This is a genomic window from Azospirillum oryzae, from assembly GCF_008364795.1.
GTDB lineage: Bacteria > Pseudomonadota > Alphaproteobacteria > Azospirillales > Azospirillaceae > Azospirillum > Azospirillum oryzae.
This window is the reverse complement of the sequence record NZ_VTTM01000018.1, coordinates 37,306-51,770: the sequence shown is the minus strand read 5'-3', so window position 1 is coordinate 51,770 and position 14,465 is coordinate 37,306. Positions and strand designations below refer to the sequence as shown.

15 protein-coding genes and 1 tRNA gene are annotated in these 14,465 nt (G+C 66.7%); 8 read left to right on the top strand and 8 right to left on the bottom strand.

The window, feature by feature from the left end:
• Positions 1–78: 78 nt before the first annotated feature.
• The 4 genes from FZ938_RS29075 to FZ938_RS29060 form a co-directional block, all read right to left on the bottom strand.
• Positions 79–1,281: a BaiN/RdsA family NAD(P)/FAD-dependent oxidoreductase gene (locus FZ938_RS29075; protein ID WP_149201653.1), complete on the bottom strand. Its 1,203-nt coding sequence runs from the start codon at positions 1,279–1,281 to the stop codon at positions 79–81.
• 168 nt (positions 1,282–1,449) lie between these two features.
• On the bottom strand, positions 1,450–1,719 hold the full coding sequence (locus FZ938_RS29070; RefSeq protein WP_085087355.1) for a hypothetical protein: 270 nt from the start codon (positions 1,717–1,719) through the stop codon (positions 1,450–1,452).
• 268 nt (positions 1,720–1,987) lie between these two features.
• Positions 1,988–3,037, bottom strand: a complete 1,050-nt coding sequence (locus FZ938_RS29065) for an SH3 domain-containing protein (RefSeq protein WP_149201652.1) — start codon at positions 3,035–3,037, stop codon at positions 1,988–1,990.
• Positions 3,038–3,049: 12 nt separating this feature from the next.
• A complete protein-coding gene (locus FZ938_RS29060) occupies positions 3,050–4,234 on the bottom strand; it encodes a hypothetical protein (RefSeq protein WP_149201651.1) in 1,185 nt (394 codons plus the stop codon).
• A 258-nt stretch (positions 4,235–4,492) separates the two neighbouring features.
• On the opposite strand from FZ938_RS29060, the gene FZ938_RS29055 reads away from it, so the two are divergent.
• Complete coding sequence (locus tag FZ938_RS29055; RefSeq protein ID WP_149201650.1) at positions 4,493–4,816, top strand: ribbon-helix-helix domain-containing protein; 324 nt, start codon at positions 4,493–4,495, stop codon at positions 4,814–4,816.
• A gap of 45 nt (positions 4,817–4,861) precedes the next feature.
• On the opposite strand, the gene FZ938_RS29050 is transcribed toward FZ938_RS29055, so the two are convergent.
• Both FZ938_RS29050 and FZ938_RS29045 read right to left on the bottom strand, forming a co-directional pair.
• Positions 4,862–5,740, bottom strand: coding sequence for a TIGR01459 family HAD-type hydrolase (locus tag FZ938_RS29050; protein WP_149201649.1), 879 nt, complete (start codon positions 5,738–5,740; stop codon positions 4,862–4,864).
• A gap of 85 nt (positions 5,741–5,825) precedes the next feature.
• Positions 5,826–7,076, bottom strand: coding sequence for a glycosyltransferase family 4 protein (locus tag FZ938_RS29045; protein ID WP_149201648.1), 1,251 nt, complete (start codon positions 7,074–7,076; stop codon positions 5,826–5,828).
• A gap of 115 nt (positions 7,077–7,191) precedes the next feature.
• On the opposite strand from FZ938_RS29045, the gene FZ938_RS29040 reads away from it, so the two are divergent.
• The 7 genes from FZ938_RS29040 (at position 7,192) to FZ938_RS29010 (ending at position 11,035) form a co-directional block, all read left to right on the top strand.
• Positions 7,192–7,989, top strand: a complete 798-nt coding sequence (locus FZ938_RS29040; RefSeq protein WP_149201647.1) for an alpha/beta hydrolase family protein — start codon at positions 7,192–7,194, stop codon at positions 7,987–7,989.
• Between the two features lie 80 nt (positions 7,990–8,069).
• Positions 8,070–8,160 (top strand) — tRNA-Ser (locus FZ938_RS29035).
• A gap of 320 nt (positions 8,161–8,480) precedes the next feature.
• A complete protein-coding gene (locus tag FZ938_RS29030) occupies positions 8,481–9,035 on the top strand; it encodes a hypothetical protein (protein ID WP_149201646.1) in 555 nt (184 codons plus the stop codon).
• Positions 9,032–9,529, top strand: coding sequence for a hypothetical protein (locus FZ938_RS29025; protein WP_174757169.1), 498 nt, complete (start codon positions 9,032–9,034; stop codon positions 9,527–9,529). The genes FZ938_RS29030 and FZ938_RS29025 overlap by 4 nt, the downstream gene beginning before the upstream one ends.
• A gap of 24 nt (positions 9,530–9,553) precedes the next feature.
• Positions 9,554–10,021 carry a hypothetical protein gene (locus tag FZ938_RS29020; protein ID WP_149201645.1) on the top strand — a complete coding sequence of 156 codons (468 nt, stop codon included), beginning with the start codon at positions 9,554–9,556 and terminating at the stop codon, positions 10,019–10,021.
• Positions 10,022–10,034: 13 nt separating this feature from the next.
• The gene (locus tag FZ938_RS29015) at positions 10,035–10,589 is read left to right on the top strand and encodes a hypothetical protein (protein WP_149201644.1); all 555 of its coding nucleotides are present in this window, start codon (positions 10,035–10,037) and stop codon (positions 10,587–10,589) included.
• Complete coding sequence (locus FZ938_RS29010; protein WP_246457585.1) at positions 10,586–11,035, top strand: hypothetical protein; 450 nt, start codon at positions 10,586–10,588, stop codon at positions 11,033–11,035. Before FZ938_RS29015 ends, FZ938_RS29010 begins: the two co-directional genes overlap by 4 nt.
• Before the next feature lie 223 nt (positions 11,036–11,258).
• Here the strand turns inward: FZ938_RS29010 and FZ938_RS29005 are convergent, their stop codons facing one another.
• A complete protein-coding gene (locus tag FZ938_RS29005) occupies positions 11,259–13,337 on the bottom strand; it encodes a PPC domain-containing protein (protein WP_149201643.1) in 2,079 nt (692 codons plus the stop codon).
• 352 nt (positions 13,338–13,689) lie between these two features.
• Positions 13,690–14,184: a MarR family winged helix-turn-helix transcriptional regulator gene (locus FZ938_RS29000; protein WP_244560711.1), complete on the bottom strand. Its 495-nt coding sequence runs from the start codon at positions 14,182–14,184 to the stop codon at positions 13,690–13,692.
• Positions 14,185–14,465 lie beyond the last annotated feature (281 nt).

Genomic DNA, 14,465 nt, shown 5'->3' with positions numbered 1-14,465 from the left:
GCGGTCGGCCGACGATTATTTGTCTCCCGACCGTGGCGAAAGGATGACGCTATCCGATATTGCGGAGAGGTTCCCCTCTCACCCCAGCCACTCCACCATCCCCTTGCCGGCCGCCACGCCCATGGCGAAGCAGCCCTGCAGAAGATAGCCGCCGGTCGGCGCCTCCCAGTCCAGCATCTCGCCGGCCAGGAACAGGCCGGGGCGGCGGGTCAGCATCAGCCGGTCGTCCAGTTCCGACAGGCGGACGCCGCCGGCGCTGGAGATCGCGCGCTCGATGGGGCGGATGCCGGTCAGCACCACCGACAGCTCCTTGATCTGCCGGGCCAGCGCCACCGGATCGGTCAGGTCGGCGGCGGGGGCGAACTCGCGCAGCAGGGCGGCGCGCGGGCCGGTCAGGGAGAACGACTTCTTCAGGAAGGTGGACAGCGACTCGGCACCGCGGCGGCGCAGGCGCTTGACCAGCTCGGCCTCGGCCATGTCCGGCAGCAGGTCCAGCGTCAGGGTCGCCCAGCCCTCGGCGGCGATGGCGTCGCGCAGCGGGGCGCTCAGGGCGTAGACGGCGCCGCCCTCGATCCCGGTTTCGGTGATGACGAACTCGCCCTTCAGGCGGCGGCCGGCTACCGAGAGGCCGACACTCTTCACCGGCTGGCCGGCGAAGCGGTCGCGCAGGTGATCGGACCAGGGCACCTCGAAGCCCATGTTGGACGGCGCCAGCGGCGCCACCTCCACCCCCAGCCCCTCCAGCAGCGGGACCCAGCCGCCGTCCGATCCGGTGCGCGGCCAGCTTGCCCCGCCCAGCGCCAGCAGGGTGGCGCGCGGGGCGACGGTGACGGTCTCTTCGCCATGACGGAAGGCCGCATGGAAGATCAGCGCGCCGGTCTCGTCCCAACCGGTCCAGCGGTGGCGGCTGTGCAGGGTGACGCCCAGCCCGTCCAGCCGCCGCAGCCAAGCGCGGACCAGGGTGGAGGCCTTCATCTGCACCGGGAAGACACGGCCGCTGCTGCCGACGAAGGTCTCGATCCCCAGTCCGGCCGCCCAGCCGCGCAGGTCGTCCGGCGAGAAACCGGCCAGCAGGCGGCGGAACAGCGGCTCGGCAGCGCCATAGCGGGGCAGGAAGCGGTCGAGCGGTTCCGAATGGGTCAGGTTCAGCCCGCCGCGCCCGGCCAGCAGCAGCTTGCGCGCCGGGGTCGGCGTGTGATCGAACACGGCGACCCGCAGGCCGGCTGTCGCGGCGATCTCCGCCGCCATCAACCCGGCGGGGCCGGCGCCGATGATCGCCACGTCTGGGACCACGTCAGGGGTGGGATGGGGCACTTGGCAGGGCTTTCACAAAAGGACATGCCCCCGCCGTTCCCATGCAGCGCGGGGAAGGGCGGGGGCATTCCGGTCTCGACCTCAGTCCCTTGGGGCAATTCCCAGAGTCAGTCCCCTGGGGTCGGTCCCCTGGGGTCAGTCCTCGTAGTCGTCCTGGTCCTGCGATACTTCCTCGGCCAGATCGGCGGCGAGGTCGGCGAAATAGCCGGCGTCGACGTCCAGGCCGTTCTCCTCGCAGATGCGCATGAAGATGCGGTAGGCGTGCAGGATGGCGACGTCGAGGACGACGAGATCCCCTTCCTCGCTGTGGCGGTCGGCGACGTCCCGCTCCTGAAGGGTGGCGACGATGTCGTGCGCGGCGGCCTGCAGGACCGCGTCCATGGCTTGTTTGTGTTGGGTCGACATCGTGTGGATCCTTGTCCCGGTCGTGGTCCCGGTCGTGCTTCGAGCCCCCGCCCGGCCTGACCGGCGCCGCATGGCCGGCGGGGGTGGTCGAACCGTCCGACGGGGCGGGCGCACCCCCGGCTCACTTCCGAAGGGGCTCCGTTCGTCCGCGATAGTTCGGCCTCCCCCTTGTTGTAGAATCCTTTTTCACGGCCGAACAAGCCCCTTCACGGGGGGCCGGGGCGCGTCCTTCCGGGTAGCCTCGTACCGGTTCCCCGGCGTTGCCCGTTCAGCGCTTGAGGGGCGCCAGCAGGGCGGCGCCGACATAGCCCAGCGCCTTGCCCTTCCGCCCGACCTTGTACCAGCCGCCGACGGCCTCCAGCACGGTGACGCGCTCTCCGGCGTCCAGCACGTCCAGCACCTTGGCGTCGCAGACCGGGGCGACGCGCAGGTTGCCGGCGGCGCGCAGCCGGGCGACGGTCCCGCCGGACAGGCGGGGGTGCTGCGCCCGCTCCGGCAGGTCGCCGGGCAGGGCGCAGCCACGGTCTTCCGGATCGGCCTTGGCATAGCGGCCGGGTTTGGGCGCAGCGGTGCGCGCAGCGGCGGTGGGCTCTGCGTTTGCCGTGCGGTTGGGGGCGGCTTCCGCCAGATAATCGCTGGCGACGTAGCCCTGGGGCTTCCCGTCGCGGCCGACCCGCTGCCAACCGTCGACCGGCGGGCCGAAGGCGGTCACCTGCTCGCCCTTCTCCACCGTATCGAGGACCCGGCCATCGGCGTCCGGGGTCGCCCGCAGGTAGATGCCGGCGGTGGCCGTCACGCTGCGCCGCGCCGGAGCGGCTGTGGGCGGCTTGGCAGGTGGCTTGGTGGGCGGCTCTGCGGTGATCGGCTTTTCGGCGACCGGTTTTTCAGCCGTCGCTGCGGGGGCCGGCCGGAGCGCCACGTCGCCCAGTGGATTGATCTGCGGCTTGATCGGCGGCAGGGGCGGAACCGCGATGGCCGGGGGCGCTTCGGCGGGTTTGGCGTCGGGCGGTTTCACCGCGGTGGGCGGTGCCGGCGCCCGGCCGGCGGCGGGCCCGGCCGGGGCGGGGCGTGGACCCGGCGGCGACAGCGGTGCCGGCGCTTCCGGCGGATGTTCCCAGACCACGCCCGGGCTCAGCGGCGGCGAAAGGGTCTGCGTCGGCGTCAGACGGGGAAGGGAGACGATGGGGGCGGCGGCAGGGGTCAGCCGGTCGGCTGGCGTATTGGCCGGCGTTTGGGCCAGCGCGCCGGCCGTGCAGGCGCTCAGCAGCAGGGCGGCCGCCGCGAACCGCAGGGTGGAGTTCCGCCGCACTCGGCCCATCGCGTCCCCCCCTCAATCGAGCGTGATGCGGGCGATCAGCGTCGGCAGCGTCTGGCAGCGCAGAAGCCCGTCCAGCGTCCGGTGCTCGGCCAGCCGCAATGTCAGCGCGCAGCCGAAGGAGTTCACCGCCAGTTCGGTCTGCGCCAGGGTGCCGACGATGCTGGATGGCCGGGCGATGCTGTAGCCGGGCGCTCCCAGCTTGCCGGCCAGCGCGCCGTTGACCGGGCTGAAGCCGTCGATCTCCAGCGTCATCGGCCCAAGATTCTGCACCACCACCTCGGAACTGGGATCCTCCTTGGTGGCGTAAAGCTGGACCGGAACGGCGCGGTGGCGGGCGATCCAGTCCTTCAGCGCCAGATTGGCGACCACCGGATCGCGGCTCTGCAGCGCCGCGTCCATCGCCGTCTGGCGCAATGCCGGATCGTTTCCGCCCAACGCCGCTTCGAAGGCGGCCAGCCGCGCCGCGCGGTCCGGACCGGACAGCTTGCCGCGCAGGTCGGCGACCTGGGCGATGCGCGCCTCGACCGCCCGCCGTTCGGTTTCTGCGCGGGCGGCTTCGGCCTTGGCCGCGGCGGCCTGCTGGGCCAGCCGTTCCTCCTCGCGCCGGCGGCGTTCGGTATCCTCGGCCAGCCGTTGCGCCGCGTCGCGATCCAACTGTTCGCGCAGGCTTTTCGCTTCCGGCGTGCCGAGAACCACCGTGCGGCCGGGCAGCTCGGCGGCCGGCTTGCCGATGCCGTCGAGCAGGCCGGGGCTCTGCGGCGTCAGCGCGACGGTCCAGCCGCCGGGCCCTTGGCTGGCGAGCGCCGTCGCGACCCAGCTCTTGGTCAGCCCCGCTTCGGCCGCCGGACGCAGGAAGGTCACCGGCCCTTCGCGGCTGTCGACCAGATAGGTCGGGCCGCCAAGCACCACCGTCGCGGTCACCCGCGCCGACATCCGGGCTTCCGGGGATGGCGAAGCGGTAAGCGGCTCCACCGTCAACGATTCGATGCGCCAGGGAGCCGGCAGCAGCGCTTCGATCCGGCTGCGGAGGAGGGAGTGCGGGATGGTCTCGGCGGGACCGTTCTTGGCGGGCTCGGTGGCATCGGCGGCCCAGGCGCTTCCGGCCGGTGTTGCCGGGGCGATCCAGGGGACCAGGAGCCCCATGGCGAACCCGGCTGCGATGCGGGCCGCGAATCGTCCGTTCTCCGGTCGCGTCATCGCCGATCCTTCCCCTTCTTCCGCCGTCCGGCACTGGTATAGCGAAGGTACAGGCCAAAGGAAGCGGCTTTTCCCCGCAATCTGCCGATCTGCGGTTGGACGCAATACCCGCCTGCGCTCGATTGTCGCGCCAATCCGCAGCTATGGGTCGAATTGATCTTGGACGGCACACGCCACTTGCAATATGGTCACACAAATGGATGTATTGGCCCGCAACGAGAGATCGGGGCACGCAACGGATGGGGAACGGGGTTTCCGATGGGGGGCACGGGTGCGAGCAGGAGTAAGGAAGGACCGGGGCTGCTCTGCCGCAACGTCAAGGTAAGCGGTCGCCGTACCAGCCTGAGGATGGAGCCGTACATCTGGGATTCGCTGAAGGAAATCTGCGAGCGTGAAAGGCTGACGCTGAACGAAATCTGCACCCAGATCGACGAGCGGCGGGGCGAGGCCAATCTGACCGCCTCCATCCGCGTCTTCATCGTCAGCTATTACCGCACCGCGATCGGCAATCGCGGCTTTGCCGAAGACGGCCAGTCGCCCCTGCTCGACAAGGCGATGGACGACGCCGTCCCGCTGGATTGAGACGGGAACGCGGGCAGGATGCCTCCGCGCTCCCGTCTTGACGATTTACCAGCGCAGGCTGGGCACCGCGTAGGTGGGCATGTGCCCCGACGCATCGGCCAGAGCGCGCAAATTGACCGGATCGACCGCGGCCCCCCAGGCGGCGCCCCCCAGTTCCTCCTGATGGATGCCGGCGGTGACCAGCGCCACGTCGATCCCGGCGGCGTTGGCGCCGGCGACATCGGTGCGCAGGCTGTCGCCCACCGCCAGGATGCGGCGGCTGTCGTCGATCCCCAGCAGCTTGAAACAGCGCTCGTACACGGGGGCATAGGGCTTGCCGTGCTGGCGCACGTCGCCGCCCATCTCTTCGTAGCGGGCGGCCAGCGTGCCGGCGCAGATCACCAGCATCGGCCCGACCATCACCACCAGATCGGGATTGGCGCAGATCATCGGCAGCCCGGCGGCCAGACAGGCGTCCAGCTGCGGCTGATAATCCGCCACCGTCTCGCCGAAGGTGACGATGCCGGTGTTGACGACGAAATCGGCCTCCTCCGGAGTCGCCGCGATCTGGTAGCCGAGCCCTTCATAGACGTCGGTGTCCCGCTCCGGCCCAATGTGATAGAGCCGGCGGCCGAGCGCCGCGTGCCAGGGATCGTCGCGGTCGCGCAGCGCCTCGTAGGTCGCTTCGCCCGAGGTCATGACATGGTCGTAGCGCTCTCGCCCCAGCCCCATGCCGTCCAGCTTCTCGATCACGCCGGTGGTGCGGCGCGGCGCGTTGGACAGCAGGCACAGCGTTTTGCCGGCGGCGCGCATGCGGTCCAGGCAGTCGGGCACGCCGGGATAGGGCCGTTCGCCGTCATGCAGTACGCCCCACAGGTCCAGGATGAACCCGTCATAATGGTCGATGACTTCGGCGATGCCGGAAATCTGTCGGATGTCGGCCATGGTGTCCGGTCGGTTTGATGGAAGGGTTTGTGATGGGTGGGCAGGGATCGGATCGCATCGATCGGATTGCATCGACAGGCCGATCTCAGCGTGGTTGCAGCAACTCCGCATAGACCGCCAGCGTGTCGGCGCACATGCGATCCTTGGTGTAGCGGTCGGCGACGAAGGCGATGGCGCGGGCGCCGATGGCCTCGCGCTGCTCCGGGGTCAGCGACAGCGCCTCGTCCAGCGCCCGGGCCAGGGCGTCGGGATCGTCCGGCGGCACCACCCAGGCGGTTTCGCCGGGGACGACGGTCTCCTGATAGGCGCCGATGGCCGAGACGATCACCGGCTTGCCCATCGCCTGCGCCTCCACGATCACCCGCCCGAAGGCTTCCGGCTCGCGCGAGGCGGAGACGACCACCGTCGACAACAGGTAGGCCGCGGCCATGTCGCTGCAATGGTCGGTCATCCGCACCACGCCGCGCAGGCCGGCATTGGCGATGCGGTTCTCCAGCTCCTCCCGGTAGCCGGTGCGGCCCTGGTCGGAGCCGACCAGCAGGGCCAGCACGTCCTGGCGCCCCAGCTTGGCCAGCGCATCGATCAGCACGGTCTGGCCCTTCCAGCGGGTCAGCCGGCCGGGCAGCAGGATCACCGGCCGGTCATCCGGCAGGTTCCATTGCTTCGCGAGCGTCACCAGCCGCGTCGGGCTGACCCGGTCTGGGGCGAAGACGCTGCGGTCGATGCCGCGGTGGATGACGCGCACCCGCTGCGGATCGACCGGGTAGTTGCCCAGCACATGGTCGCGGATGAAGCCGGAGATGGCGATCACCCGCTCGCCCCGCGCCATCACCGAGTTGTACCAGCGCTTCAGCCGGCCGCCGACCGGGCCGGTTCCGAAATTGTAGGGGGCGTGGAAGGTGGTCATGTAGCAGGCGCCGGTCTCCCGGCAGGCCAGCCACGCGCTCCAGGCCGGCGCGCGGGAGCGGGCGTGGACGATGTCCACCTTGTGCTCGCGGATGATGGCGGCCAGCCGGCGGGCGTTGCGGCGGATGGTCAGCGGGTTCTTGGAGGCCAGAGGCAGAGTCAGGTGGGTGATGCGGGCGCGGTCCAGCTCGCGCACCATCGGTCCGCCCTCCGACGCCACCAGCGGCCTGCCGCCGGCGGCCTGCAGGGCGAGCGCCATGTCGATGCAGCCGCGCTCCGCCCCGCCGGTGACCAGCGTCGGCACCACCTGCAGCACCGTCGGCGCCCGGCCGCCCGGCCAGTGCCCCGGCCAGTCGGCGGCGGCGGTGTCCTGGTGGGCGTCCGCGTTGCGCGGGGAATGGTCGGTGGTAAGGTGGGGGTCGAAATCCATGATGCCGGCTGCTCGCAAGGGGCGGCCCGGAACCGGCCGCGGGCCCCGGCATGCCGGATCGCCGTCGAGCCCGGTGCCCGACCGCGTGCCGGTGTCCGTTGTCGAAGGTGACCGTATGACCGAAACCGCAGCCCATCCGGGCGGCGCGCACCATAGCCTAACGCGCGGTGCCGCGACCATAGCCTATCACCACACCCCTGCCGGTCCGTCCGGGCAGGGCAAGCCGGGCGTCATGTTCCTGGGCGGCTTCATGTCCGACATGACCGGCGGCAAGGCGACGACGCTGGAGGCCTGGGCGGTGGAACGCGGCCTGTCCTTCACCCGCTTCGACTATCAGGGCCATGGCGCCTCCAGCGGGCGGTTCGCCGACGGCACCATCGGCCTGTGGGCCGACGACGCGCTGGCGGTGCTGGATCAGGTGACGACGGGGCCGCAGATCCTGGTCGGATCCTCGATGGGCGGCTGGATGATGCTGTTGACCGCGCTTCGCCGGCCGGAGCGGGTGGCCGGACTGGTCGGCATCGCCCCGGCCCCCGATTTCACCGAAGACCTGATGTGGGACATCTTCGATGCCGATGTCCGCCGCCGGATCATGGAGGAGGGCGTCTGGAACCGCCCGTCGGAGTACGGCCCGGAGCCGCAGCCGATCACCCGCGCCCTGATCGAGGACGGCCGCAACCACCTGCTGCTGCGCGGCCCCATCGCCTTCGGCGGCCCCGTCCGCCTGCTGCACGGCCAGCGCGACCCGGATGTTCCCTGGCAGCTCAGCCTGCGCATCGCCGAGGCGCTGACCGGCGACGACGTCCGCGTCACGCTGGTGAAGGACGGCGACCACCGCCTGTCCCGTCCCCAGGACCTGGACCTGCTGTGCCGCACCGTCGGCGCCCTTGTGGATGAGATTGGCGCGGTTTAGCGCGTTATCAAAAAAACGTCGCCCGCGTGAAACGGAGGCTTGCATCACCTCGAACCTCTGGCTATAACGCGGGCCTCTACGGAGGGGTGGCCGAGCGGTTGAAGGCGCACGCCTGGAAAGTGTGTATACGTCAAAAGCGTATCGAGGGTTCGAATCCCTCTCCCTCCGCCACGAAATCTGGCCAGAGCGTTGATTTTCTCAGAAAATCCGCTCTGGCCTTTTTCGTTTCTCCACTGGTTGGCTTATTACTGGTTGGCCGGAGATACCGAAAGTGGCGCGCCAGATCCGTGGCTGGCGGCAGAATTACACCCGAATGTTGTGGGTGGATGTATTGACGACGCAGCAGCGGTCTTCCGCCACAATCCAACTGCCGCCGGAGCAACCAAGACGGCTCTGAATCGGACGCATTAACCCGTATGTGTTTCCCCTTGCAACAAAACCCTACTTTCGGTTTTATGGATGTATGGTTTAGATGTGCTGTCGAGGTTCGCGTGCGTGTACACATTGGATTGGCTGCGGCCATTCTTGCTGCTGGTGTGCTGTCCGCATGCCAGACGATGAATGATGTGGCGAAAACGGTCGGCAAGCCGCCGGAGAAAGCGCTTGAAATGCGCGCGCTCCAGACGCGCCGTTTCGACAGCGAGAACGAGAAGCTTCTGCTCGAGGCAGGGACCCAGACCCTTCAGGACCTTGGCTTCACCATTTCCGAGGCGTCGAGCGATGTCGGCGTGGTGGTGGCATCCAAGCAGCGGAATGCGGAAGAGGGTGGACAGGTCGCGGCACAGATCGGCCTGACGATCGCAATGGCTCTCCTTGGCGTGGCAAACAATCCCACCTGGGACCAGGAGCAGACCATTCGGGTGACGTTTATCGCCAACCCGGTGTCGGGCGGCCGCCAGACCGAAGTGCGCACAACTTTCGACCGAATCCTCATCAATAATCATGGAAATGCCTGGAAGGCGGAGTTGCTGATGGAACCGCAACTCTACCAGGAGTTCTTTGAAAAGCTCTCCGCCAGCGCGTTCCTTGAGGCTCACAAGATATGACACCGCGCAAGAGCATCCGTTTTGCGATCTTCGGCGCCATGGCGCTTGCCGTCGCAGGTTGCCAGACCAACAATCAGCCGCAGGTCGTGCTCAGCAAGAAAAGCCCTGTCGAATTGAGGGCCATGCAGGCGCGTGCCTTCGAAACCTCCGATCAGAACAAGACTCTGCGAACGGTGATCGCCACGTTCCAGGATCTTGGCTATGGGATCGACAAGGTCGAGCCGGCTGCCGGAACGGTTTCGGCAAGCAAGCTGGCCAAGCTCCGCATGACCGCCACGGTTTATCCGCGCGGTCCTTCGCGCATGATCGTGCGCTCCAATGCCTTGGTCATGAATCCTGGAATGGAAAGTCAGGTGGACGATCCGGCCTTTTACAAGGACTTGTTCTTTGAGCCATTGGCCAAGGCAATGTTCCTGACTGCCCTGGAACTGGGAAGTGAAGAGGATGTTCCGCCGGTGCCGGACGCTGCATCGAAAACGACTGCCAAGCCGTAATCCTATTCAGATCGAGGTCTTTCCATGCTTTTCAAGAATTTCTCATTGGCTGCCATGGGGCTTGCTTCGGTGCTGCTCGCCGGTTGCCAGACGGCCGGAGAGCATGCTGCGGCCGTGCGTCAGGCACAAGATGCGGATCGCTTGACCGTCGGCAAGGTCCAGCGCGAGATCCGCATCGGCATGACGAGTGCGGAAGTCGTCGAGGTGCTTGGTTCGCCCAACATGGTGACGACGGATGATCGTCGGCGCGAGAATTGGGTCTATGACAAAATCTCGACGGAAACGGCGTACTCTACCAGCAGCGGCGGCGTGAACGCATTGATTCTGGGCGGTGGTCCGATCGGGGCCGGCATTGGCGGCGCCTTGGGCGGCGCCGGCGTCAGCAGTTCCGCTGGCGCGCGCAGCACCTCCCAGCGGACGTTGACGGTGATCGTCAAGTTCGACGAGAGCAGCCGGGTCCGCGATTTTTCGTACCGGTCCAGCAGCTTCTGACAGGAGCGGCAGCATGAAATGCCGGGTTGTCGTATCCGCCCTGATCCTAACGGCGTTGGCGGGCTGCCAGCAGACTCCAGGAGCGCAGCAGCAAGCCGCCGCGCTCACCCTGGCCGCTGAGAGCCTTGGGCAGCGTCAGATGCAAACCCGGCGTTTCGACACGAACGATGAACAAGCGATCCTCGCGGCATCTGCCGGCGTGTTGCAGGACCTGGGGTTTACCACCGAGGAGACAAACCTCAAGGCCGGGCTGATCGTCGCTTCCAAGGATCGCGATGCCGTCGAATCAGGGCAGGTTGCCGGGCAGGTCTTTTTTGCTCTCCTGGTTGCGGCTATGGGAGGCCGTGCCGATCCGGTTTGGGACGCCAATCAGAAGATCAGGATCTCCATCGTGACGCGCCCTTCGGCCGACCGGAACGGCATCATCGTCCGCGCGACGTTCCAGCGCGTAATCTGGAACACGAAGAACCAAATCTCGCGCGTCGAGACGATCGACAAGCCCGAAATCCATCAGCAATTCTTCGAAAAGCTTTCGCAATCCGTTTTTCTCGAGGCGCACCAGATATGAGCATGCCCAATTGCCGCACTCTGTCGGTCCGCGGCTGGGCCATGGCACTCGTGTTGGCATTTCTTCCGCTTGGCGGGTGTCAAACGGACTCGAAGCAACAGGTGATGGCTGTCGACAAGAGCCAAGTCGAATTGCGTGCAATTCAGACGCGTGCATTTGACACAAGTGACCGCAACCTGACGATCCGTACGGTAATCAGCAGTCTTCAGGATCTGGGCTTCGTCATTGATAAGGCCGATGAGCAGTTGGGGATCATCAGCGGAACCAAGCTGTCCGGCTATGCCATGCGCATGACGGTTACCGTTCGCCCGCGTGGCAAAACCCAAATGTCGGTGCGCGCGAGCGCGCAATACAATCTGGTCGCGGTATCGGATGCGGAGCCTTACCAGCAGTTCTTTGCCGCACTTTCAAAGGCGATGTTCCTGACTGCCAATGAAGTCGACTGAAGCCTGAAATCAGGACACTGATTGATTCAGCCAATCTCATCATTTTGGCAAAAGGGCGTTTTGGGTCAGCTCGCCACACGATAGGAAAGCCCGCCCTGCATCCGGCGATTGCCGGCGCGGTGCGGGCTGTCAGTCGTTTCCGGTGCCTGCTCTTCCGGGGACAGGTCCCTGGCACCGGCCGGGCCGCGGCGCGCCCAGACGGGCGGGCGCCGCAGCGTGGCGGTCAGCCGGGGAACCCGGCCAGCGATGCCATGGCCGATCCGCCGCTCAGCCGGGCGCTGACCGTGTAGCCAGCCAGATCCGTCCCGGTTCCGGCCATCAGCGCATTGACCGTAAGGTAGTGGGTGCCGGACTGTGTCGCGGTGAAGAGCAGTTTGTCGTTGCCCCAGGTGTAGTTCCAGAAATCGACGCTGGTTCCGCCGGACACGGCCCTGCCCTGCTGATCGCGCAGGATCAGGCCCGCGCCGTCGCCGTCCCTCCTGAGGTCGAATTCATAAGTCTGGCCGGCCTGGAGCGACACCGCGAACCAGTCGCTGTCCCCGTTCAAGGCACCGCCGGTCGGGCGGTAATCGATGTGCCCCGTGGCGCTGCCGCCGACCGCCAGACGCGCGGTCGTGTTCGCGTCATTGGCGATGTCGTCGACCATGCCTTTGTCAGTGGCTTTGAGGGAGTAGGGGCCGACGTCGTTGCCCGACAGCTTGATGCGGTAGGTTTCGGTCTTGTTGGCGGTATAGCTGTAGAAGCGATGGCCGTCCCTGGAGGTATAATAGTAGATGCCGGCGTTGTCGTCCGCCGGTCCCAGCCAGCCATCATTGCCGAGTGCGTCATTGATCGCCAAGTTGAAAGCCTGACCCGGCGTGGTCACGTCGAATGTGTAGCTGTGGCCCTGCTGCAGGGACAAGGCGATATAATCCTCGTCCCACGTCTGGTTTATGGCGCCCGTGATCGTCTCGCCGACCAACATCCGCCCGGCCGTGCCCGGTGAATCGCCGAACTCGTCGGAAAACGCGGAATCGATCGCCACCCTCTGCGCCCAGACCGTGTAGGGAACCGCATCCCTGGCGCCGGGGCCGAGCACGAAATCATGTTCCAGGTAATAGGTGCCGGTCGTCGCCACCGTGATTTCCGGCGTGGATGTCATGCTCTCCCCGCCCGGCATGTAGGACCGTGTGGTCATCCGATAGCCCTCGGCGTCATAGAGCCTGAGCGTCGGACGCGAGCGGCCGGTGCTGACGCTGGTGCCGAACCGGTACACCGATCCCCGCTCCAGCGTCACGGCGAACCAATCCTTGTCGAAATCCTTCTCCACCACGCCGCTGGCAGTGCCGCCGACCGTAAGCCGCCCCGTGGTCCAGACGTTGTTGGAGAAATCATCCGACAGCGTGACCGGGGTGGTGGTGGTGACGGTCGTTGTCGTGGTCGTCGTCGTCGTCGTCGTCGTCGTCGTCGTGTTCGTGACGTCGCCGCCGGTCATGGAGATCGAATAGCGTCCGGTGGTGAAGCCGCTCACCGCGGCATAGACGGAGCCGCTCGTGCCAAGCGTGTAGGTGACCGTGTGGACGCCGTCGCCGTCCCGGTCGCCGTCGCTCGCCAGGATGGTGCCGCGTTCGTCGATGAGCGCGAAGTCGTGGGTGCCCTTGCCGGGAAAGCTCACCGAAAGCGTGTAGGTCGTGCCTGCATTCAGCGTCGTCCTGAACCAATCGACGTCGTAGGCCCGCTCGATCATGCCGGTGGCGGCCGTCCCGCTGCTGACATGGCCCAGCGTCGTGGTGTTCTCGGCATAGTCGTCCACCGGGATCGTCCGTCCCTCGCGGAAACCGTTCTGGATATAGTGGCGTTGCGCGGCGGCCATGTCGGTGCCGAATGCCGCCCGCAGGTCGGCGTTCGCGGACAGATAGCCGGCGGCGTTGAAATAGGTGTTGCGGCCCTCGCGCTGCCCGAATTCGATGTAGTGCCGCGTGGCGGCGGCGGTGTCGGTGCCGAATGCCGCCAGAAGGTCGGGGTTGGCGGCCGTGTAGCTCAAGGCGTCGAACACGGTCGAGCGGCCTTCGCGCAGCCCAAATTGAATGTAGTGCCGCGTGGCGGCAGCGGTGTCGGTGCCGAAGGCTGCCGAGAGGTCGGGATTGGCGGCTTCGTAGCTCAAGGCGTCGAACGTGGTCGAGCGGCCTTCGGCGGATCCGTAGGTGGAGAAATGCTGCGCCGCTGCGGTGGTGTCGACGCCGAAGGCCCGGATCAGGTCGGGGTTCGCGGCGAGGTAGCTCAGCGCGTCGAAACCCACTGGATTGCTGGGAGTTGACGTCATGGTGCGCCCCGTTCTTGATGGTAGCGTTGGATTTGATAAAAATATAAAAAATGGTCAGCGTGTTGGTTCTCACACGTATTTATGGTGTGCGATAGATGTGATCGCTTGGCAAGACGCTTTCTTGCCGCGGGATTGTAAAAATGATGCGAGCATCGCCTGTTGCTTCAAGCGAGCCTCGGTTGGAAGGCCACGGCGGCAAAAGCTTTGCCCGACCAAGGCCTTCGGCGACGATGGCAAGGAATCCCTCTCCCGCCCCGCCCAAATAGAAAAGCCCGCCCTGCATCCGGCGATTGCCGGGGCGGGGCGGGCTGTCAGTCGTTTCCGGTGCCTGGAACGGAAGGGTCGGCGACCCTTACTTCGACCGCGACACGCGGCGCAGGAAGTCGATGAACTGCGCCTGCTCTTCCGGGGACAGGTCCTTGACCATGCCCTGGTCGTGCGCCTGGACGCGCGGGATCAGGTCGTCCATCAGCGTCTGGCCTTCCGGCGACAGGCGCAGCGCGTAGGAGCGGCGGTCGTTGGGCGAAGGAGCGCGCACGACGAGGCCGCGCGACTCGAGACGGTCGATCACGGCCACCATGGTCGACCGGTCGATGCCGACTGCCGTGCCCAGGTCGGACTGCGACAGCCCCTCGTTCTCCCGGATCATGATCAGCACGCCGAACTGGCCGGGCGTGATGTCATGCGGAGCGACCGCATTCTGAAAGCTCTGGAACACCGCAACCTGAGCCTTGCGCAGGTTGTAACCCACCAGCTCCGGAAGGGGGCCAAGGGCGAGCTTGCCGTTCTTGCCGGGCCGCAGACGCGACCGCCGGTCGGCGGGGGTGGAACGCTCGTTGTCAGTCACCGTGGATGCCATATTTTGGATGAATTATCGGATGAACGGATAAAATGCGGGCAAGGCTTTCGTTTGTCAGCAAGAACCGCACGGCGGAAGGCTGGTGCATATCAGGTATGCGTGAAACGTATTGGTGAGAGGGCATACAAATTCCATCTTGAAGAGTCAAGAAGTGATCGACGCCGATTCGACGCCGATCGCCCGCCCAGCGGTTTCCCCTGCCGCGCGCGGGTTCCCGAATCGGAGCTTCCGACGCCCGGTCCCCCCCAGACCGGGCGTCTTCGTTTTTG